Source organism: Blautia schinkii (genome assembly GCF_013304825.1).
GTDB classification, from domain to species: Bacteria; Bacillota; Clostridia; order Lachnospirales; family Lachnospiraceae; genus Blautia_A; species Blautia_A schinkii_B.
Genome location: NZ_JAAWUO010000005.1, coordinates 91,373 through 114,253, shown reverse-complemented (window position 1 = coordinate 114,253; position 22,881 = coordinate 91,373). Strand labels below are relative to the sequence as shown.

At 45.6% G+C, this 22,881-nt stretch carries 17 protein-coding genes; 5 read left to right on the top strand and 12 right to left on the bottom strand.

The annotated features are described in order from the left end of the window. Window positions 1–12: 12 nt before the first annotated feature. From ilvD to tgt, 7 genes are all read right to left on the bottom strand, one after another. On the bottom strand, window positions 13–1,686 hold the full coding sequence (ilvD, locus tag HFM85_RS05785; RefSeq protein ID WP_173737502.1) for a dihydroxy-acid dehydratase: 1,674 nt from the start codon (window positions 1,684–1,686) through the stop codon (window positions 13–15). A 67-nt stretch (window positions 1,687–1,753) separates the two neighbouring features. Further along, window positions 1,754–2,839 carry a 3-isopropylmalate dehydrogenase gene (leuB, locus tag HFM85_RS05780; protein WP_173737501.1) on the bottom strand — a complete coding sequence of 362 codons (1,086 nt, stop codon included), beginning with the start codon at window positions 2,837–2,839 and terminating at the stop codon, window positions 1,754–1,756. A gap of 218 nt (window positions 2,840–3,057) precedes the next feature. Then, window positions 3,058–3,858 (bottom strand): TPM domain-containing protein, encoded by an 801-nt coding sequence (locus HFM85_RS05775; RefSeq protein ID WP_173737500.1) that lies wholly within the window; start codon window positions 3,856–3,858, stop codon window positions 3,058–3,060. A 13-nt stretch (window positions 3,859–3,871) separates the two neighbouring features. Beyond that, window positions 3,872–4,957, bottom strand: a complete 1,086-nt coding sequence (locus HFM85_RS05770; RefSeq protein ID WP_173737499.1) for a hypothetical protein — start codon at window positions 4,955–4,957, stop codon at window positions 3,872–3,874. A 15-nt stretch (window positions 4,958–4,972) separates the two neighbouring features. After that, a complete protein-coding gene (locus HFM85_RS05765; protein ID WP_173737498.1) occupies window positions 4,973–6,313 on the bottom strand; it encodes an SPFH domain-containing protein in 1,341 nt (446 codons plus the stop codon). Between the two features lie 257 nt (window positions 6,314–6,570). Beyond that, on the bottom strand, window positions 6,571–6,885 hold the full coding sequence (yajC, locus tag HFM85_RS05760; RefSeq protein ID WP_119239089.1) for a preprotein translocase subunit YajC: 315 nt from the start codon (window positions 6,883–6,885) through the stop codon (window positions 6,571–6,573). 171 nt (window positions 6,886–7,056) lie between these two features. Further along, window positions 7,057–8,208, bottom strand: a complete 1,152-nt coding sequence (tgt, locus tag HFM85_RS05755; protein ID WP_173737497.1) for a tRNA guanosine(34) transglycosylase Tgt — start codon at window positions 8,206–8,208, stop codon at window positions 7,057–7,059. Window positions 8,209–8,545: 337 nt separating this feature from the next. Between tgt and HFM85_RS05750 the strand changes: the two genes are divergently transcribed. Then, a complete protein-coding gene (locus HFM85_RS05750; protein WP_173737496.1) occupies window positions 8,546–12,787 on the top strand; it encodes a 2-hydroxyacyl-CoA dehydratase in 4,242 nt (1,413 codons plus the stop codon). A gap of 97 nt (window positions 12,788–12,884) precedes the next feature. On the opposite strand, the gene HFM85_RS05745 is transcribed toward HFM85_RS05750, so the two are convergent. From HFM85_RS05745 to HFM85_RS05735, 3 genes are read right to left on the bottom strand one after another with little or no spacing between them, the layout of a single operon-like run. Continuing rightward, window positions 12,885–13,508 (bottom strand): manganese catalase family protein, encoded by a 624-nt coding sequence (locus tag HFM85_RS05745; protein ID WP_119239088.1) that lies wholly within the window; start codon window positions 13,506–13,508, stop codon window positions 12,885–12,887. A 3-nt stretch (window positions 13,509–13,511) separates the two neighbouring features. Continuing rightward, window positions 13,512–13,796 (bottom strand): spore coat protein CotJB, encoded by a 285-nt coding sequence (locus HFM85_RS05740; RefSeq protein WP_173737495.1) that lies wholly within the window; start codon window positions 13,794–13,796, stop codon window positions 13,512–13,514. Further along, window positions 13,796–14,020, bottom strand: coding sequence for a spore coat associated protein CotJA (locus tag HFM85_RS05735; protein WP_243097162.1), 225 nt, complete (start codon window positions 14,018–14,020; stop codon window positions 13,796–13,798). Before HFM85_RS05735 ends, HFM85_RS05740 begins: the two co-directional genes overlap by 1 nt. Window positions 14,021–14,416: 396 nt before the next feature. Between HFM85_RS05735 and trkA the strand changes: the two genes are divergently transcribed. Beyond that, window positions 14,417–15,772 (top strand): Trk system potassium transporter TrkA, encoded by a 1,356-nt coding sequence (gene trkA / locus HFM85_RS05730; protein WP_173737494.1) that lies wholly within the window; start codon window positions 14,417–14,419, stop codon window positions 15,770–15,772. Window positions 15,773–15,787: 15 nt separating this feature from the next. Next, entirely contained in the window at window positions 15,788–17,227 is a 1,440-nt protein-coding gene (locus HFM85_RS05725; protein WP_173737493.1) for a TrkH family potassium uptake protein, read from the top strand. Between the two features lie 238 nt (window positions 17,228–17,465). On the opposite strand, the gene HFM85_RS05720 is transcribed toward HFM85_RS05725, so the two are convergent. Further along, a complete protein-coding gene (locus HFM85_RS05720) occupies window positions 17,466–18,296 on the bottom strand; it encodes a radical SAM protein (protein WP_330594748.1) in 831 nt (276 codons plus the stop codon). Between the two features lie 467 nt (window positions 18,297–18,763). Between HFM85_RS05720 and HFM85_RS05715 the strand changes: the two genes are divergently transcribed. Both HFM85_RS05715 and HFM85_RS05710 read left to right on the top strand, forming a co-directional pair. Continuing rightward, window positions 18,764–19,465: a response regulator gene (locus HFM85_RS05715; RefSeq protein WP_173737492.1), complete on the top strand. Its 702-nt coding sequence runs from the start codon at window positions 18,764–18,766 to the stop codon at window positions 19,463–19,465. 43 nt (window positions 19,466–19,508) lie between these two features. Further along, window positions 19,509–22,202: a sensor histidine kinase gene (locus HFM85_RS05710; protein ID WP_173737491.1), complete on the top strand. Its 2,694-nt coding sequence runs from the start codon at window positions 19,509–19,511 to the stop codon at window positions 22,200–22,202. Window positions 22,203–22,378: 176 nt separating this feature from the next. Here HFM85_RS05710 and HFM85_RS05705 read toward each other — a convergent pair whose 3' ends face one another. Next, the gene (locus HFM85_RS05705) at window positions 22,379–22,873 is read right to left on the bottom strand and encodes a deoxycytidylate deaminase (protein WP_173737490.1); all 495 of its coding nucleotides are present in this window, start codon (window positions 22,871–22,873) and stop codon (window positions 22,379–22,381) included. Window positions 22,874–22,881 lie beyond the last annotated feature (8 nt).

Here is a 22,881-nt window from a genome sequence, read left to right as displayed (position 1 = left end):
TTTCGTTCCTCCTTATTTTGCTTTCGGTACTTCCAGGATTGCACCGCGGTTTCCGGATGTTACCATGGAAGCATATCTTGCCAGATAACCTGTTGTTACCTTCGGCTCTCTTGGCTGCCATTTCTCTCTTCTTGCCTGCATCTCCTCGTCAGAAACCTTAATCTCCAGTTTCAGCTCCGGAATGTTGATGCTGATGATATCGCCTTCCTCAACCAGTGCGATCGGGCCGCCTACTGCTGCCTCAGGTGATACGTGTCCGATAGCGGCTCCTCTGGATGCGCCGCTGAAACGTCCGTCTGTGATCAGGGCTACGGAAGAACCAAGTCCCATTCCTACGATGGCGGATGTCGGGTTCAGCATCTCTCTCATTCCAGGACCGCCTTTTGGTCCCTCATAACGGATAACGACTACATCACCCTCTACGATCTTGCCGCTCTTGATGGCCACAATTGCATCATCCTCGCTGTCAAATACTCGTGCAGGGCCTTCATGTACCAGCATCTCCGGTACAACTGCGGAACGTTTTACAACGCCGCCGTCCGGTGCAAGATTTCCCTTCAGTACTGCAAGTCCACCTGTCTTTGTATACGGATTGTCGATCGGGCGGATAACCTTCGGATTCAGGTTTACACAATTCTTAATGTTCTCTCCGACTGTCTTTCCTGTTACTGTCATACACTCTGTATGGAGAAGTCCGATCTTGTTCAGCTCGTTCATAACTGCATAGACACCTCCGGCCTCGTTAAGATCTTCCATGTAAGTCGGGCCTGCCGGTGCAAGATGGCAGAGATTCGGAGTCTTCTCACTGATCTCATTTGCAAAACTGATATCAAAATCCATTCCGATCTCGTGTGCAATAGCAGGAAGATGAAGCATGCTGTTTGTGGAACAGCCAAGTGCCATATCTACAGTGAGGGCATTCAAAACTGCCTCTTTTGTCATGATATCTCTTGGGCGGATGTTCCTTCTGTACATTTCCATTACCTGCATTCCTGCATGTTTTGCAAGACGGATACGCTCGGAATATACGGCCGGGATGGTACCGTTTCCTTTCAGGCCCATTCCAAGAACCTCTGTCAGGCAGTTCATGCTGTTTGCAGTGTACATACCGGAACATGATCCGCAGGTCGGACAGGTTTTGTTCTCGAATTCTGCCAGATCATCAGCTGTGATGGTTCCTGCTGCATAGGAGCCTACTGCCTCAAACATGCTGGAAAGACTTGTCTTATGTCCTTTTACATGGCCTGCAAGCATCGGGCCGCCGCTTACGAATACAGTCGGAACATTGATTCTTGCTGCTGCCATCAGAAGTCCAGGTACGTTTTTATCACAGTTTGGTACCATAACAAGGGCATCAAACTGATGAGCCAGTGCCATAGCCTCTGTGGAATCTGCGATCAGGTCACGTGTTACAAGTGAATATTTCATTCCAACATGTCCCATTGCAATTCCGTCACATACTGCGATAGCCGGGAATACTACCGGTGTACCGCCAGCCATTGCAACACCAAGTTTTACAGCGTTTACGATCTTGTCAAGGTTCATATGTCCCGGTACGATCTCGTTGTAAGAGCTTACGATTCCTACCAGCGGTTTATCCATTTCTTCGTTTGTCATTCCAAGGGCATTAAACAGGGAACGGTGAGGTGCCTGCTGTGTGCCTTTTCTTACGGTATCACTTCTCATTTATCAGGATTCTCCTTTTTTTATTCTTTACGATATGTTTCTGTATCGCTTATCTGTTCCGGTTTATTTATGCGATAGCATCTGCAATCAGGTCTCCCATCTCTTTTGTTCCGACAAGCTTGCATCCGTCTGACATGATATCGCCTGTTCTGAATCCGTCTGTCAGAACCTTCTGTACTGCTGCTTCTACTGCATCTGCTTCTTTGTCAAGATCCAGAGAATATCTCAGCATCATAGCTGCAGAAAGGATAGTTGCGATCGGATTTGCCTTGTTCTGGCCTGCGATATCCGGTGCGGAACCGTGGCTTGGCTCATAAAGACCAAGTTTTGTCTCATTTAAGCTTGCGGAAGAAAGCATTCCGATAGATCCTGTCACCATGCTTGCCTCATCAGAGAGAATATCTCCAAACATGTTCTCTGTAAGGATAACATCGAACTGTTTCGGGTCACGTACCAGCTGCATTGCACAGTTATCTACAAGCATATGCTCCAGTGTTACATCCGGATAATCTTTTGCAACATCTTCCACAACGCTTCTCCAGAGTCTGGAGGAATCAAGAACGTTTGCCTTATCTACGCTTGTTACTTTATTTCTTCTCTTACGTGCGATCTCAAATGCCTTGATAGCAATACGGCGGATTTCATTCTCATTATAAGAAAGAGTATCCACTGCTGTGCGGACTCCGTTCTCTTCGGTAGTCTTTCTTGCTCCGAAATAAAGTCCTCCTGTAAGCTCTCTTACGATGATCATGTCAAAACCATCTCCGATGATCTCATCACGAAGCGGGCATGCATCGCGAAGCTCATTGTAAAGATATGCAGGACGAAGATTTGCAAAAAGGTTCAGTGCTTTACGGATAGCAAGAAGTCCTGCCTCCGGACGTCTGGACGGCTCCAGTTTATACCATGGGGATGTCTTGGCATCTCCTCCAATGGAACCCATCAGTACTGCATCAGAAGCTTTTGCCTGGGCAATGGCTTCCTCTGTAAGAGGTACTCCGTGAGCATCAATGGATGCACCTCCTAAAAGAACCTCTGTGTATGAAAATTTATGACTGTATTTCTCGCATACTTTGTCTAAAACTTTTCTGGCCTCGGCTACAATTTCCGGGCCGATTCCATCTCCTGGAATCAGGGCAATTTTGTACTCCATTTTTTATTCACTCCTCCGATTTCCCCTGTGCTGTAAAATTTTAACGCACTGGTGTGGATAATTGTTATTATCATAACGCACTTTTCGACGGATTTCAACCTATTAAATAGATAAAGTTTTGTCATCCCCTCAAAAAAGGGCCGCCATACCTTTTTTCGGTATGGCAGCCCTGGCTGTTTTTCTTCTGTTTGTCTTCGATTTATGCCTGTCAAAACTTCTCAGAACTTTCCGCTGGAACCCCCGAAGGTATCTCCTGATGAAGAAGTATGAGTGGTGGAACCGCCGCTGTGTTCCTCTTCTTTCGGCTTGGCAGTTCTTGACACTGTCCTGTAGAGATAAAAATCGTTGCTCTTTGTTACATCCATGCTGCCTTTCCGCACATAGGAAGCTGCCTGCTCCTGCTTCTGCACAGTTTTCAGCTTTCTTCTCATATTTCCGGTTACGAGAAGACCTGCCACAATACCGACTCCTATTGCGATCAGAAGATTCGCACCTACATCAAACGGCTCTTTGGGCAGATTATCTACATCATACGGTTTTCCTGATTCTGCCTGCATGATAAAATCGTCGCACTGCAGGGCAAAAGTCTGAAATGCTTCACTGTAATCCCCGTCACTTAAATACGGCTTCACCTGATCCATTATGTAGGACTGACCTGCATCCGTAAACGCATCGATGGCATATCCATGTGTGGCAATGGCCCAGTTTCGGTCTCCCATATCTACCAGAAACAGGATTCCATCTCTGTCCTCACCCTGACCATAACCATAGTCAGTAAAATAATCGTCCGCATATTCCTGGGCTGTTTTTCCCCCGAGGCTGTCTGTGGTAACGATTACAACGTCTACTTCTCCCCGTTCACTGATGTCATCCAGCGAAGCACTTAAAGCATCCTGCTCATCTGCACTTAAAAGCACGGCCTGGTCTGCCAGACGGTTTTCTGTCCCTGCCCATACAGGAAAAGCGCATGCCAGACATAAAAGGATTGCTGTGAGAAATAGGGATATTCTTTTTTTCATAGCACTTACCTCCTTACAATGCCCAGATAAGATACAGGATGATGTATGCAATCACAGTTACGATTCCCGTAGTTCCTGCAAACCATCTGGCAAAAGCACTTTTGTCAGTAGGCAGATTGCCGACAAATTTACCTGTCTGTCCGTTCATGGCAAATATGTAGTTCTCACCCTTCCACCTGGTCTGAAGGACCCAGACAGGATACAGGGCATATTTCGTAGTTGCGTTCTTCAGCCGAATATTGGTATTCTCGGGGACCACACTTGAGTATCCTTTTACGGTATCCCTGAAAGCATCCTCTGTGCTGCGCCGGATACGCTCATTGGCGCGCTCTATACACTCTTCTGCCGTTACATCGTACTTATCTGCAAAATATCCGGCCAGATAAGCTGTCTGAAAATCCACCGCCTCCCTGAAATCAAAGGGCTCTATGGATTCCATCAGATCATTCTCCATGCTTTTGGAACCATCCACAGGCACATGGTCGAAACCGATCGAACCTTTTCTGTGTATAGAATAATAGCTGGTTTCTGTATAATCATAGTCCTTATCGCTCCAGAAGCGGGTCTTTGTTCCCTTATAGCGGATATCTGCATTGGCATCTGTATCATAAAGCCAGAAAGGAACGTAGATTCCCTTTACTTCACTGATATGATTCTCACTCTTAAAAGCCTTGGGCAGAAGCCGCTTTCCTGTAAAATGCTGCTTCAGCTTCTCTTTGGCTGCCTTTTTATCCAATTTAAACGGAATCACATAATCCGGTTTCAGTGCCCCGGACAGATTGCCCGTCATAACTACAGGACTTCCACAGAACGGACAGGCAGTAGCTGCAGTGTTGGCATCACTCACGATCTCACCGCCGCATGACTCGCACACATAGGTACGTAAACCTTCGCTTTCTCCTTCCTGCCATTCGCCACCAGCCTCATCCGACCAGCTCATATTCTCCGGCTCTTCCTCTTCCACAGACTGTGCATATTCTGACAATGTCTTAACATCAAATTCCGTGTCGCAATATGGGCACTTCATCTTCTGCACGGAACTGTCAAATTCTATGGAACCGCCACAGCACGGACACTTAAATTCCTGCATTTTCGCCATATTTCCACCTCCTGCTTACACAGCATCCTCCGTTCCAAAAGGATCCCCGCACTCCGGGCAGAATTTCGGCGGATTCTCCGGGTCAGCCGGTTCCCATCCGCACTTGCTGCAACGATATCTCATCTTCTTCTCCGGTTTCCTGGTTCCGCAGTTCATACAGAATTTACCTTTGTTCACAGTACCACAGGAACAGGTCCAGCTCTCATCTGCAGGTCTTGGTGCGCCACATTCCGGACAGAACTTGCCTGTGGAAACTGCACCGCAGCTACATGTCCAGGAATCTCCGTCTGCTGCTGGCTGGATCTTTTGCTGAGGCTGTGTGTTCTGTGCTGCCGCCTGTGCCTGCTGCTTCTGTCCCATCTCAAAAAGCTGCTGCGCATTCAGTCCGCCTGCATTGGATGCCATTCCCATTCCCATAAAGCCGGTCATGGCACCTGCTGAATTAGACGCTGCTGCTTTCATGGCATCTGCCTGCGCACCGGTCAGTGTGGCTGCTGCCATGGAAGGATCACGCATCATTGCAGTGCGCTGTGCCTGTTTGATCATCTCTGCATCCTCATCCGGAAGTGTGACAGACCCAAGTGCAACGCTTACAACCTTCAGACCGCGAAGCTGCTCCCATTTGGCAGAAAGAACCTCATTCATTGCATTCTCAAGCTCTGTATTATGGGTTACGATCTGATTGGGACGGAGCTCCAGCTCGGAAAGCCGTCCAAAAGCCGGCTGCAGTGCGCTGACAAACTCTGTTTTCAGCTGACTGTCAAGTTCCTCTCTTGTGTACTCCTGCTCTACATTTCCACACACATTTGTATAAAAAAGAAGAGGATCTGCAATCCTGTAGGAATATACGCCATGACAACGCACAGACACATCAATATCCAGTCCGATCCTGGAATCCACAACACGGAACGGGATCGGTGTCGGAGTTCCAAATTTATTATCTACCAGCTCCTTGGTATTAAAATAATAAACCCTCTGATCCTTACCTGTATCTCCACCGTATGCAAAACGCTTGCCGATGGTCTGGAAGGTACTGCGGATACCTTCCCCAAGGCTTCCTGCAAAAATACTTGGTTCTGTGGATGCGTCGTAAGTATACTCTCCCGGATCTGCGCAGATATCCACAACCTTCCCCTGCTCTACGATCATCATGCACTGACCGTCTGCTACTGCGATCCCGCTTCCGCTGGTAATGATATTGTCACTGCCTCTCTTATTGGAAGATCTGGATGATGTACGCTTCGTTCCTTTTACTACCATCACTTCTTTATCCATTGCCTCACAGTAAAAAAATTCTTTCCACTGATCTGCCATTGTACTTCCTGCTGCACCTGCCGCTGCTCTTATAAGCCCCATAAAACCGACCCCTTTCTGAATTCTTGTTTCTGTTTATTATTTTATTATATTATAAAAAGAAACGCACTCTCATTTCTGATAGTAATATCATTATTACATGATTTTCTTAAAAAATCCACTCTTTTCCATGCAATATTTCACATATCCTGTTATTTCGGCATATATCGTCAAAAATAAAATTTCCCGTCCTCAGTAGCCAAAAAAAGACACCGCGCATCAAACGCAGTGCCTCTCTTCACTCTCATATTCCAGGTGCATTAAGCAGATGCCTGATCTGCCTTTTCAACCTCGGCGATTGCCTGTTTTCTCATTGGGATACGGCAGTTCTTGTTGTTACCAAACTCAACGATAACATCTTCCTCTGTCATATCAATAACAACTCCGTAAAAACCGCTGGTAGTAACAACACTGTCACCAACCTCCATGCTGTTTAACATTGTCTGGGTTCTCTTCTGCTCCTTCTTCTGCGGACGGATCATCATGAAATACATAATTGCAAAAAGCACTATGATCCAGACGATACCAAGACCTGCGCTAAGTCCGCCAGCTGCTGCTGTAGATGATGCGATCATTCCAATTCCTCCTGATAAAATCAATTCTTATGCGGTTTCCCGCCGTTTCTGACCTATAGCGGTAAATTGCTATAAAAAGTGTCACTTCGTACTATCATACACAAAAATCCCTGATTCTTCAAGGTTTTTCTTGTAATTTCCAACAGTTATTTCTCTTACGGAATACCTTTATTACCGGTTGCCGTTGATCTTGCCTTCCTCAAATCCTTCCAGACGCATCTTCTTATATGCTGCAAAATTGCCGGCATCCAGTGCGTCACGGATTTCTTCCATCATATGATTATAGAAATACAGGTTATGAAGCACGCAAAGTCTCATTCCCAGCATCTCCTTTGCTTTAAGAAGATGGCGGATATATGCCCTGCTGTAGTGACGGCAGGCCGGGCACTTGCATTCCTCGTCGATCGGCCTGGAATCCAGCTCATACTTGGCATTGAAAAGATTCATTTTTCCATGGTTGGTGTACACGTGACCATGACGGCCGTTACGACTTGGATATACACAGTCAAAGAAATCAATACCACGTTCAACACCTTCCAGAATGTTAGCCGGAGTACCAACGCCCATAAGATAAGTAGGTTTATTCTGCGGAAGATGCGGTACTACCTCATCCAGAATACGGTACATCTCCTCATGGCTCTCGCCAACAGCAAGTCCGCCTACTGCGTATCCGTCCAGATCCAGCTCTGCGATTGCCTGTGCATGCTCAATACGGATATCTTCATAAACAGCGCCCTGGTTGATACCAAAAAGAAGCTGATTCTTATTAATGGTATCCGGCAGGCTGTTCAGACGTGCCATCTCATCCTTGCATCGCTTCAGCCAGCGTGTGGTACGTGCCACGGACTTCTGTACATAGTCCCTGTCTGCTACACTGCTCGGACACTCATCAAAAGCCATTGCAATAGTAGAACCCAGATTGGACTGAATCTGCATACTTTCCTCAGGGCCCATAAATATCTTATGACCATCAATATGAGAGTTGAAATAAACACCCTCTTCCTTAATCTTGCGGAGTTTCGCAAGAGAGAACACCTGGAATCCGCCGGAATCGGTAAGGATCGGTCTGTCCCAGTTCATAAAACGGTGAAGTCCTCCAAGCTGTTTCACGATCTTGTCGCCAGGACGCACATGAAGATGATACGTGTTGGACAGCTGTACCTGCGTACCGATCTCATGAAGATCTACCGTGGACACAGCTCCCTTAATTGCAGCAATTGTTCCTACATTCATGAAAACAGGAGTCTGAATCGTTCCATGAACAGTCTTAAATTCTCCTCTTTTCGCTCTTCCTTCTGTTGTAATCAGTTTATATTCTGCCATTTCATTTCCCTTCTGAAAATCAGTCTGGCGGATATTTCCGATCCGCACTGCTGTTTCTTCATTCTCTCACTCACAGTCCGCTTTACAGGACTATGCCCTGATACGAGTCTGCTCCGTCAATATTTTGCCAGAGCTTTTGGACAATATCATAACACATTTTTCTCTTTCCTGCTACTGATTGTTAAACTTTTACATTGCCATTTTTTAAACGATATCGTATAATATAGAGTATTCGCTTAAAAATCCTTTTTAATAAGAAGAAATAACTCCCGCCCGGCAAATATGTCAGAAGCGGGCAACCCCTTTATAGATACAGCAAGGAGGAAATCAATTTTTTATGAAGAAACACACACTTGGAATTGACATTGGTTCCACCACTGTCAAGATTGCCATCTTAGACGAAAATGATAACCTTGTTTTCTCTGATTATAAGAGACATTTTGCAAATATCCAGGAAACACTTGCAGATCTTCTTCAAAAAGCCGAGAACCAGCTTGGCGAGCTTACGCTCTGCCCGGTGATCACAGGTTCCGGTGGACTGACACTTGCCAACCATCTGGAAATTCCTTTTGTCCAGGAGGTTATTGCTGTTTCCACTTCCCTTCAGAAGCTTGCACCTAAAACCGATGTAGCCATCGAGCTGGGCGGCGAGGATGCCAAGATCATCTATTTTGAAAACGGAAACGTTGAGCAGCGTATGAACGGTATCTGCGCCGGAGGTACAGGCTCCTTCATCGACCAGATGGCTTCCCTTCTCCAGACAGATGCACCAGGACTTAATGAGTATGCCAAGCATTACAAGGCGCTCTATCCGATTGCAGCCCGTTGCGGTGTTTTTGCCAAGACAGATATCCAGCCTCTTATCAATGACGGTGCTACCAAGGAAGACCTTTCCGCTTCTATTTTCCAGGCAGTTGTCAACCAGACCATTTCAGGTCTTGCCTGCGGTAAACCAATCCGCGGACATGTAGCATTCCTGGGCGGACCGCTTCACTTCCTCTCAGAGCTTAAGGCTGCTTTTATCCGTACTCTGAAGCTGGATGACGAACACATTATTGCACCGGATAACTCTCATCTGTTCGCAGCTATCGGTTCTGCACTGAATGCAAAACAGGATGTGAATGTATCCCTGATCGAGCTGAAAGAACGCATGCGTACTACTATCAAGCTTGACTTCGAAGTAGAACGTATGGAGCCGCTTTTTGCAACAGAAGAAGATTATCAGGCTTTCCATGACCGCCAGAGTGCCTACAAGGTAAAAACCGGCGACCTTTCTACATATAAGGGCAAATGCTTCCTGGGAATCGATGCAGGTTCCACAACTACCAAAACTGCACTGGTCGGTGAGGACGGAACCCTTCTCTATTCTTTTTACAGCAACAATAACGGTAATCCACTGAAAACCACTATCAGCTCCATTCAGGAAATCTACGAGCTGCTTCCTGATGATGCAGAAATTGCTTTTTCCTGCTCTACCGGATACGGAGAGGCACTGATCAAGGCCGCTCTTCTTCTTGATGAGGGCGAGGTTGAAACTGTTTCCCATTATTATGCAGCCGCTTTCTTTGACCCGGAAGTTGACTGTATCCTTGACATCGGCGGTCAGGATATGAAGTGCATCAAGATCCGCAACCAGACTGTTGACAGCGTACAGCTGAATGAGGCATGTTCCTCAGGCTGCGGTTCCTTTATCGAAACTTTCGCCAAATCCCTGAACTATACAGTACAGGACTTCGCGAAAGCTGCACTTTTTGCAAAGCATCCGATTGATCTCGGAACACGTTGTACTGTATTTATGAATTCCAAAGTTAAACAGGCACAGAAAGAAGGCGCAGAGGTTTCTGATATCTCAGCTGGTCTTGCCTACTCCGTTATCAAGAATGCCCTTTACAAAGTTATCAAGGTTTCCGATGCTTCCGAACTTGGCAAGCACATTGTTGTACAGGGTGGTACTTTCTACAATGATGCGGTTCTTCGAAGCTTCGAGAAAATCGCCAACTGCCAGGCTATCCGCCCGGATATCGCAGGAATCATGGGAGCCTTCGGTGCAGCTCTGATCGCAAGAGAGCGTTATCAGGAAGGAGAAAAAACTTCCATGCTTTCCATCGATCAGATCAACAGCCTGCAGTATACCACTTCCATGGCTAACTGCCGCGGATGTACCAACAACTGCCGTCTGACCATCAACAAATTCTCCGGCGGACGTAAATACATCAGCGGAAACCGCTGCGAGCGCGGCCTTGGAAAAGAGAAAAACAAGGATCATATCCCGAACCTTTTTGACTATAAATATAAGAGGATCTTTTCCTATGAACCGCTTTCTACAGATAAGGCAACCCGCGGACAGGTTGGTATCCCACGTGTGCTGAACATGTTTGAGAACTATCCGTTCTGGTATACATTCTTTACTGAACTGAAATATCAGGTGGTTCTCTCTCCGACTTCCACACGTAAGATCTATGAGCTGGGTATTGAGTCCATCCCAAGTGAGTCCGAGTGCTACCCTGCAAAACTTGCTCACGGACATGTGACATGGCTGATCCGCAATGGCGTGAAATTTATCTTCTACCCATGTATCCCGTATGAGCGAAATGAGTTCCCGGATGCAGTCAACCACTACAATTGCCCGATCGTTACTTCCTATGCGGAAAATATCAAGAATAACGTGGACGAGCTTAACGATCCATCCATCACTTTCCGCAATCCGTTCATGGCCTTTACCTCCGAGGAAATCCTGACCAACCGGCTTGTGGAAGAATTCCCTGACATTCCTGCCGCCGAGGTAAAAGCAGCTGCACATAAAGCATGGGATGAGCTGTCCGCTGTACACCGCGATGTGCAGAAAAAAGGCGAGGAAACTCTCCGGTACCTGAAAGAAACAGGACGCCGCGGAATCGTTCTTGCAGGCCGTCCGTATCATATCGATCCTGAGATCCACCATGGAATCCCGGATATGATCAACAGCTACGGAATCGCTGTATTTACTGAAGATTCTGTTGCTCACCTTGGCCATGTGGAGCGTCCAATCCGTGTTAATGACCAGTGGATGTACCATTCCCGTCTCTACTCTGCTGCAAACTTTGTAAAGACAAGAGATGATCTGGATCTGATCCAGCTGAACTCTTTCGGCTGCGGACTTGATGCAGTTACTACAGATGAGGTTTATGAAATCCTGGACGGAAGTGACAAGATCTACACCTGCCTGAAGATCGATGAGGTCAACAACCTCGGTGCTGCAAGGATCCGTATCCGTTCCCTGATTGCTGCCATCCGCGCAAAACAGGCGCAGAATAAAAAGAGAAACATCAAGCCGGCTTCCATTGAGAAAGTATCCTTTACCAAGCAGATGCGTAAGGAATACACCATCCTCTGCCCGCAGATGTCTCCTTTCCACTTCGGAATCTTTGAGGCTGCCTTTAACGCATCCGGCTATAACCTGGAAGTCCTCCCAAATGACAACAAGCACGCTGTTGATGTGGGCCTTAAATATGTAAACAATGATGCCTGCTATCCGTCCCTGATGGTGGTAGGACAGATCATGGATGCCCTTCTTTCCGGCAAATATGACCTGAACAAAACAGCAGTTATCATGTCCCAGACAGGTGGTGGCTGCCGCGCCTCCAACTACATTGCATTTATCCGCCGTGCCCTGAAAAAAGCCGGCATGGAACAGGTTCCGGTTATCTCCCTGAACTTAAGCGGCCTTGAGAGCAACCCTGGATTCAAACTGACACTGCCTCTGATCAAGCGTATTGTTTACGGTGCCGTATTCGGTGATATCCTGATGAAATGTGTATACCGCATGCGGCCATATGAGCTTGAGGAAGGTATCGTAAACCGCAAGCACAAGATCTGGGAGCAGCGCGTCATTGCCTTCGTAACAGGCAGCAGCGTAAGCCATGGTACCTTTAAGAAAATGTGCCGTGAAATGGTTCATGATTTTGATACGATCCCGATTTCCGATGATAAAAAACCTCGTGTTGGTATTGTAGGTGAGATCCTTGTCAAGTTCCTTCCGGCAGCAAACAACCACCTTGCAGACCTGCTGGAGGCAGAGGGTGCAGAACCGGTTGTTCCGGATCTGATCGACTTTATCTGCTACTGCTTCTACAACCAGAACTTCAAGGTTGAGAAGCTTGGCTTCAAAAAATCCAAGGCTACCATTGCCAACTTAGGTCTTAAGGCTATTGACTGGCTGCGCAAAACTGCTAACGAAGCTCTTGAGCAGAGTCGTCACTTTACACCTGCAGCTGATATCCGTGACCTTGCAAAAATGGCTTCTCCGATCGTTTCTGCCGGAAACCAGACAGGTGAGGGCTGGTTCCTGACAGGTGAGATGATGGAGCTGATCCACGGCGGTGTTCCAAACATCGTCTGCATCCAGCCATTTGGCTGCCTGCCAAATCACATCGTAGGTAAAGGTGTTATCAAGGAAGTTCGTCGCGAGCATCCGGAAGCAAACATCGTTGCCATTGATTATGATCCGGGTGCAAGTGAAGTAAACCAGCTGAACCGAATCAAGCTGATGCTCTCCACTGCACAGAAAAATCTGCATAAGGATGATAAAAAGAAATCGTAATAATACGCAGCAGACATAAACTGTAAATTTTAAATATTTAAGCTGCACGGCTGTTTTCAGGCATAACAGAAACAGCTGTGCAGCTTTTCTTATTTCATCAATCTTCGCAGGACGCTTTACACGGATTATCAAAGCTAGGATTAAAAGCATAGAAATTTTTTGCATCCAGCTGTTCCTGAACAGAACGAAGTGCCTCACCAAAACGCTGGAAATGCACAACTTCTCTTGCCCGAAGGAAACGGATCGGGTCAGCAACCTCCGGAATATTTCTTACCACACGGAGGATATTATCATAAGTGGAGCGTGCTTTCTGCTCTGCAGCCAGGTCTTCAAACAGATCCGTGATCGGATCACCCTTGCTCTGGAATTCGCAGGCATTAAACGGCACTCCTCCTGCCGCCTGCGGCCATACTCCCACTGTATGGTCAATATAATACGGTCCAAGTCCGCTGTTCTCGATCTCTTCCATGGAAAGATTCCTGGTCAGCTGATGGACAATGGTGGATACCATTTCCAGATGTGCCAGTTCTTCTGTCGCAACATCATTAAGAACTGCTGCTGCCATCCGGTTCGGCGCAGTAAAACGCTGGGAAAGATAGCGCATGGAAGCTCCGATTTCGCCATCCGGCCCACCGTACTGGCTCATGATAAACTGGGCCAGCTTTGCGTTCGGAGTTTTAATGTTTACAGGATACTGAAGTCTTTTTTCATAATTCCACATAACTTATCTGCATCCTCCTTCCTGTTCCCAGGGAAACGGCTGTTCCATCCACTGCCAGAATCTGAGGCAGCTGTCGTTTGCTGTATCAACAGTCAGCGGCCCGTGGAGTTCTGCGTATTTTTTCAGAAGCTCATTTCTTCTGGCACTGAGTTCACTGAAATATTCCAGTGCCCGCTTTTCATGCGGATGAGTATCCAGGAAAAGAAGAAGGTCATTAATAGCAAAGCTTACCTGATTGATGGACTGCAGAAGTTCTTTTTTTGAAGCACAATTCCCATTTCCAGTCATTATCTACGTCCTCCTCTCCTGCCACAAAACGGCTTGCAAAGTTCCGGAAAGATCGTTCCGACCTGAAGAGCCTTTTGAAGTTCAAAGGTAGGTGCAAACTCCTGGCATGGTACATAAGCCATGGCCGGAACCAGATGCTTCAGATGAGAATACATTTCCTGAGACGGCTTGATTCCCGGCATTTTGCAGCTGCAGCCTTCTTTCTGATCTTTCTGATTATTCATGCAGCTGCTGTTCTGTCTGCTGCAGTTTTGCATATCTGAAGATGAACGATCATTGCGGGGAAAAGACGTATTATTCATTCCACATGTATAATTATACGGTCTGCACCCCGAACGATTCATCTGAAATCGATCCATAAGCGAATTCCTTTCATTCATGATCACGATATATTTTATGATATTTTTTCCAATATGTGAAAATCCCCTTCCTCTTCTTTTTCAAAAAACATTCTTTCCTTCATAAATCTCTATGTTTCTATCATTTTTTTCAATAAATAGAAGAAAATATTACTGTTTAAAAATCCTGGTTACAGTGCTATAATATCCTTGCCTATTTTTACACTGATAGGCATTTTTACTTATGATTGTAGCCCTAGCCGGCTATTGAAGGAGGAAATTATGCAGGTAATTATTGTAGGCTGCGGCAAAGTTGGCAGAAACCTTGCAGAGCAGCTTCAGGCAGAGGATATTGATATTACTCTGGTCGACATTGTCGCCGATAAGATCAATGATCTCTGTGAAAATATCGACGCTATGGGAATCGTCGGTAATGGTGCCAGCATCAATACTTTAATGGAGGCAGGCGTTGACACTGCGGATATCCTGATCGCAGTAACTGCATCTGACGAACTGAACCTTCTCTGCTGCCTGATCGCACAGAAGGCCAACCACTGTCAGACTATCGCCCGTGTCCGAAACCCAATTTATGGAAAAGAAATCGGCTTCATCAAAGAACGTCTTGGTGTTACCATGATCATTAACCCGGAGCTTGCCGCTGCACAGGAAATCTCACGACTTCTCCGTTTTCCATCAGCAATCAAGATCGACACCTTTGCACGTGGCCGTGTAGAGCTTCTTAAATTCAAGGTTCTTCCGGAATTTAAGCTTGACGGAATGAGTGTATCTCAGGTTTCCGACACTTTCCGCAGCGATATCCTTGTCTGCGCTATCGAGAGTCCTGACAATGTATCCATTCCCGGCGGTGATCACATCATCCACAACGGTGATATGGTTTCCATCCTGGCTTCCCCGCTGAATGCAGCAAGCTTTTTCCGCAAGATCGGCCTCAAGACCAATCAGGTCAAGAACTGCATCATCGTAGGTGGTGGAACCATTTCCTATTATCTTACCCTTGCACTTCTTGATATGAAAATCGATGTCAAGATCATCGAGCAGAACAAAGAACGCTGTGAGCATTTAAGCGAGCTGCTTCCTGAAGCAACCATTATCAACGGTGACGGAACAAACCGTTCTCTCCTTCTTGAAGAAGGACTTACAGAATCCGAATCCTTTGTCACCCTTACCAATCTGGATGAGGAGAATGTTTTCCTTGCCCTTTTTGCCAAAAGTATCTCCGATGCCAAGCTGATTGCCAAGGTCAACCGTCTGGAATTCGATGATGTCATTGATACGCTTGATATCGGAAGCATTATTTATCCCAAGAACATCACTGCTGATTATATCCTGCAGTATGTTCGTGCCACACAAAATAGTATCGGAAGCAATGTGGAAACTCTTTATCATATACTGGACGGCAACGCAGAAGCCCTGGAATTCGCCATTCGTGAAGAATCCCAGGTGACAGATATTCCTCTTGCAGACCTGAATCTCCGCAAAAATCTTCTGGTCGGCTGTCTTAACCGTAACGGTCGTATCCGCATCCCCCGTGGTCAGGATACCATTCAGGTCGGTGACACTGTTATCATTGTTACTACACACAAAGGCCTCCGTGACATCACAGATATTCTTGCGTAGAAAAGGTACCGAAAAATGAATTATTCGATTATTGTTTATATACTGGGATGGATCATGAACGTAGAAGCTGTATGTATGCTGGTTCCCGGAATCACAGCTCTGATCTACCGCGAAAAAGCCGGCATCGCTTTTCTGATCACAATACTGGCATGCCTGGCTGTCGGCGTTCCGCTGGTCAGCCGCAAACCCACAAAAAAAGCTTTTTATGCACGTGAGGGTCTTGTGACAACAGCACTCAGCTGGATCGTCCTCAGTATTGTAGGTGCTGTGCCCTTTGTGCTCAGCAAAGCTATACCCAACCCTATTGATGCTTTTTTTGAGATTGTTTCCGGATTTACCACGACCGGTTCCAGTATTCTCTCCGATCCTTCACAGATGCCTTACTGTATTAATATCTGGAGGTGTTTTTCCCACTGGATCGGTGGTATGGGAGTTCTTGTATTTATCCTGACACTACTGCCGCTGGCAGGCGGTTATCACATGAACCTTATGAAAGCAGAGAGCCCTGGTCCTTCTGTAGGCAAATTGCTGCCGAAAGTTCAGGCAACTGCAAAAATTCTCTATAAGATTTACATTGCCCTGACTGTTGTTCTGATCATACTTCTGCTTCTTGGTGGCATGCCTCTTTATGACAGTCTCTGTGCAGCCTTTGGTACTGCCGGAACCGGCGGCTTTGGCATCAAGGCAGACAGTATGGGAAGCTACAGCTTATATATACAGATTGTGATCACAGTATTTATGATCCTGTTCGGTGTCAACTTCAATGTCTACTTTCTGCTCCTTACAAAAAAGTTTTCACAGGCACTGAAGTCCGAAGAGGTTCGCTGTTATTTTATTGTTATCATTGCTTCCGCACTGATGATCACCTTCAATGTGCGTCATCTGTTCAACAATGTATGGGAAGCACTTCAACAGAGCTTTTTCCAGGTGGGTTCCATTATCACAACTACCGGTTATGCTACCACGGATTATAACCAGTGGCCCGCGGTATCCAGGACGATTCTGGTGCTGCTCACATTCTGCGGAGCATGTGCAGGCAGTACAGGCGGAGGAATCAAAATCTCCCGTCTTCTGCTCCTTGCAAAATCTGTTCGTAAAGAACTGCATCTTTATCTGCACCCCAATGCAGTAAAGAAGATTAAAATGGATGGAAAAGCAGTATCCCATGAGGTCATGCGTGCCACAAACATCTATATGATCGTGTATCTGATGCTTATGGCTGCATCCATTTTTATCATCAGTTTCGATGAATTTGACCTTGTGACAAACTTTACAGCAGTTGCCACTACTTTAAATAATGTAGGTCCTGGTCTTTCTCTGATTGGTCCTACGGGAAATTTCGGAATCTTTTCTCCGTTATCCAAGCTTGTACTTTCTTTTGATATGCTTGCAGGACGACTGGAGCTGTTCCCCATTTTAATCCTTTTCCTTCGGGAGACATGGAAGAAATTCTGATGTTGAAAAGCCATGTAAAGCAGTGTTTAAATTCTCTGTTTTACATGGCTTTTATCTTTCAGCGTCATATTCTGCTTGTTTTGCGTCACAAATCACATTTTTTCACATTTTTTTCAAATGGTATTCACATTTTTTTCACATTTATCCTGTATATTATTACCCATAGAAGGCGATGAGCTTTCTATAAATATTTTTCTTTTTCATACGCGCCGGTACGAAAGTACCGGCCTCCTTCCATTTATGGGATATTTTTTTCTACTCCCTCGTAATCGAAATCAGGAATAAAGCTTTCTGAGGCTGTTTCCCCTTCCTGTATGAATCCGTTTTTTATTCCCATATCTACTGCAGCATCCAGAACTTTTTCGTATTCTCTTTTTGTTATTTTTCTGTTTAATTCCTTACAGGAATCGAATGTACGGACTGGTGTGTACTGGTTCATGATGCTGATATAAATATTGTCACCATAAGTTTCGTGAAGATATTTCAGTACTTTTACGGAATTTCTTGTATGTCCCGGCAGAATCAGATGGCGGACTATGGTTCCCTTTCGGATATAGCCATCCTCACCGAATTCACATTTACCAGTCTGACGCACCATTTCTCCAATAGCTGCTTTCGCTGTTTCCGGGTAATCGGCCGCATGGGAGAACTTTTGTGCAAGCTCTGATTCCATATATTTCATGTCCGGAAGATATACATCCACATACCCTTCCAGAAATTTTAATGTCTCAAGCTTTTCATATCCGCTGGAATTATATACTACCGGCAGATCCATTCCTTTCTCTCCGGCCATGTCAAGAGCCTGCACGATCTGCGGTACGTAGTGGGCTCCTGTTACAAGATTGATATTGGCAGCACCTTTTTCCTGCAGCTCCAGAAATATCTCACTGAGGCGTTCCACTGTTATCGGAAGCCCTCTGCTTCCAATGGCAATATCATGATTCTGGCAGAAGCAGCACCGAAGCCCACATCCTGAGAAGAAAACCGCACCGGAACCTTTTTTTCCTGAAATGCAGGGTTCTTCCCACATATGAAGGGCTGCTCTTGCAAGATAGATTGTACTGTCCACACCACAGAAACCTGTTTTCCTGCTGTTTCTGTCTGCTTTACAGTTTCTTGGACAAAGGGTGCAGGAAGACAAGCTCGCTGCTGAAGTTTTTATGGACGTTGTTTTTATTTTATTTGTTAATTCTTTTGTTATTATTCTGTTATCCAAAGTCAATTTAATATCTCCTGTTTACTATATCAACACAATTTTTTTTATAGTTTATCACACTGCTTCCGGTATTCTCAAGTGATCAAAATCCATTTCATTACTGTTCCCCACATGGTCAACAGCATACCTCACGATCATCTCCAAAATGCCCCGCAAAATATGGTCAGTGAACAGTATCCCCTTATTTACACTCCATCCCCATTATAGTACAATAACAGTATTCACGGAAATTATCGGAATTTCATGAAATCTTAAGATTTTTACCCCTTTCGTCTTAATTTGGCGCTGCTATTCTAACATCATCAGGGAGGTACAAAAAAGTGGCTAATATACTTGTTTGCGATGACGATAAAGCCATCGTGGAAGCAATCGAAATCTATCTCACACAGGAAGGCTATCATATTCTGAAAGCCTATGACGGGCAGGAAGCACTGGATATCCTGAATACCCAGGCCATTGATCTTCTTATTATCGACATCATGATGCCCCGGCTTGACGGCATCCGGGCAACTGTAAAAATCCGTGAGAGCAATCCGCTTCCGATCATCATCCTGTCTGCCAAATCCGAAGATACCGACAAAATCCTCGGACTAAACATCGGTGCAGACGACTATATCACAAAACCATTCAATCCTCTGGAGCTCATCGCCAGAGTGAAATCCCAGCTGCGGCGCTACACACAGCTTGGTGCTGCAGCACCGACTCCATCGGAGCACATCTACACAACAGGAGGTCTCACAGTAAACGACGACAAAAAAGAGATCCTGGTAGACGGCGAACCGGTACGCCTGACACCTATTGAATACAACATTCTCCTTCTCCTCATGAAAAACCAGGGACGCGTTTTTTCCACCACTCAGATCTATGAGAGCATCTGGAATGAAGACGCCCTGGCTGCAGACAACACCGTTGCCGTCCATGTCCGACACATTCGTGAAAAGATCGAGATCAATCCCAGGGAACCACGTTATCTGAAAGTTGTCTGGGGCTTAGGCTACAAAATTGAAAAACTTAGCCGGTAGGTTCGCCGGCACATGAAGGCTTTATACTTCAGAAAGGGGTATTATGAACACACCTGAACATACAAAGCACAGCAGCTCTTTTTCGCGCGTTCTCGCTCTTATTCTTGGACTTTTCCTACCACTGGTCATAGTCTTTTCAGGTATACTGGCGATTCAGGCAGGAATCCACATGGGCTCCCTCAATGATCTGAAAACAAAGGATTATTTCCAGTCTTCAACGTTTTATGATGATTTTTATTCAAAAGTTTCCAATATTTTATGTGGTATCTCTGCACAGGAAATCCTGAACACTACAAATGAAAACGCCTGTATCGACCTCGGCGAACTTTATAACGGAGATACGCTCACCTTTAAAAACACCTCCGGTCTTGCCTATTCTTTCAAAGAGCTCAGGGAGTGGAGCTTACAGGATATTCATTACAGTGATGACTGGATCGTTCTGAGTCTTACCACACCGGAAAAAGAGACCAAATATATGTACTACTCCGATTTTGTAAAAGCCCTGAATACCGGCTCTCTGCAATTAAATGCCGCTTCCGGGGCTCTGAAAGCTGAGGAAATCTCCCAGGACGAGTGGACAGACCGAATTCTTTCCTCCCTGAAATCAGAATACGCTGATTACGGCATTGCATCACAGGAGCCTCTGAAAAATATCACAGATAAAAACGGAAATATAGTCTACACAGATGTTGCAAATGCACTTACTCCGGTTTTTGAGATTCACTGTGCCCCTGAAGGCTATGACAGCCTCCTTGACTATATGAATTCAACCTCAGCAAAAACCCGGAATTTTAAAGGTACTCTCACCGATGCTTTGGAACAGCTGGATAATGTGCGGGAGCTTTTTTCCGACTGGACATCATCTTCCCAGACATTAGATTCGTACAGCAGCAATAAATCCAACATTCGTTATGCCTATACCAATAACACCACCAAAGAAATTTATACAAATACAGATGCAGCATATTCGTCCGACCTGACCGGAATTTCCGGTTTTTCCAACAAGAAACCATATGTTCAGCTCAATGTCAATGACACTGCTGCAAACGAAAAAGATGCACAGAACGGTCTTACAAATCTGAATATTTCCGATAATGCAAGTCATTCTGTTGCCGAATGGATAAGCCTTCTCAGAACCTCCACATATGATGATAATTGCAGTTTTCTGGCCTGGATCGACGATACCAGCCTTCCTGTAGATGATTCCATCCGGACTGCACAGCAAAATTTCCGGTATTGCCGGACAGCTTTTATCCCGGCAGCTGTAGTTTGTATATTTAGTGTCCTGCTCTTTCTCATAGATTTCATCTGGCTTACTGTCCATACCGGCAGAAAAGGTTCTGCTGACGGCAGTTCAGAAACACACCTGAACGCTTTTGACAAAATCTATACGGAAATAGCAGCAGGACTTGTATGTATTCCGGCTCTTGGTGTATTCATCACAGGAATGAATCTCCTGTACAGCACATATAACGAAATTGTCTCCGCCATCATTGCAGGCCTGATTGTTTTCCTGATCTCCTGCCTGTTCTGGATCGGTTACTTAAGTCTGGTACGGCGTATCAAGGCCCGCACTCTCTGGAAAAACAGTCTCTTACGAAAATGCCTGCATTTTCTTGGACTGGGCTTTCATAAAACCGGTGATCTGATCCTGTTTTTTTCCAGAAATACGATCAGCAGGATCCGCATGGTACTGGGGCTTGGAGTATTTCTTTTTCTTGAATTTTTCCTCAGTGTCATGATTCCTGCATCTGATGGATGGTTTCTGATATTTTTTCTGCTTTTCGCACTGGATCTGGGAGCTTTCTTCTGGATGTACAAAGTTGCACTTGGACGGGAACTTCTCCTTGACGGACTGAAACGGATCACGGACGGCGAACTTTCCTACAAGATTCCGGAAGAAAATCTTCGCGGTGATCAGAAAGAAATGGCCCGATATATCAATCGTATCGGCAAAGGTCTCGATGCAGCCGTGGAAAAAAGCCTCAAAGATGAGCGTATGAAAACAGAGCTGATCACCAATGTTTCCCACGACCTGAAAACACCGCTGACTTCCATCATCAATTATGTGGATCTTCTGAAAAGAAAAAATTTCACTGATCCGGAAGTTCTCAATTATCTTGAAATTCTGGATTCCAAGGCACATCGCCTGAAAAGTCTGACTGAGGATGTTGTAGAAGCTTCCAAAGCAAGCACCGGCAACCTTTCCCTGGAAATGGCTGATCTGGATTTTATAGAAATGCTTTATCAGGTAATGGGCGAATTCGAAGAACGTTTTTCAGAACATCATCTGATGCTGATGACCCATTTCCCGGACTCTCCTGCCATAATTTATGCAGACGGACGGAGAATGTGGCGCATCCTTGAAAATCTTTTTGGTAATATTCTGAAATATGCCATGGAAAACACCCGTGTCTATGCGGAGGTACTTCTTCAAAACAATATGGTTATCTTCACGCTGAAAAATATTTCTGCACAGCCATTAAACATTCCTGCTGAAGAACTGACCGAACGTTTCATCCGCGGCGATGTTGCCAGAAATACCGAAGGAAGCGGACTCGGCCTTTCCATTGCCCAGAGCCTTACTGAGCTTCAGGGAGGAAAATTTGAGCTTTATCTGGACGGAGACCTTTTTAAAGTATGCCTGAAATTCCCCATGAAAAAGAAATCAGAGCCAACATCATCTGATATGCTTATCAAATCAGAACAGCCTGAAAAACAGGACCTGAACATATGACGGAAATTCCTGTACAGCACTCTGCGAATCCAGATAAAAATAATTTGAACTCAAATATCTGAAAATTGCAAAACAGCAGCTGGGGATCATATCCCAGCTGCTATCTTTATACTTCGCTGCTGATCCCTCGGGTCAGCAACCATGTCTCCTGCTTATATTCTTATCTCATGATGTTTTCAAACCTTGATCATGATCTCTCTGTCTGTACTGTTATACTTATAATATCGCACTCCTGCTGCATCCAACATCTTCTTGGAGGCGATCACAGACGGAGTATCTGCATATTTATCACAGTCATACACGATCGTCTTGATCCCTGCCTGAATAATCGCCTTGGCACATTCATTGCAGGGGAACAATGATACATAAAGCTTGGCACCTTCCAGGCTTCCGCCCCTGTAATTCAGGATAGCATTCAGCTCACTATGTGTCACATAGAGATATTTGGTATCCAACGGATCTCCCTCTCTTCCCCAGGGAAACTCATCATCTGAACATCCCTTGGGAAATCCATTGTACCCCATAGACAAAATTTTGTTATCCTCACTTACGATACAGGCACCAACCTGCGAATGCGGATCCTTGGAACGCATACCGGAAAGCATGGCAACTCCCATAAAATACTCATCCCAGGAAAGATACCCCTGCCGCTTCTGTCCCTTTTTCTCCATACGGCAAT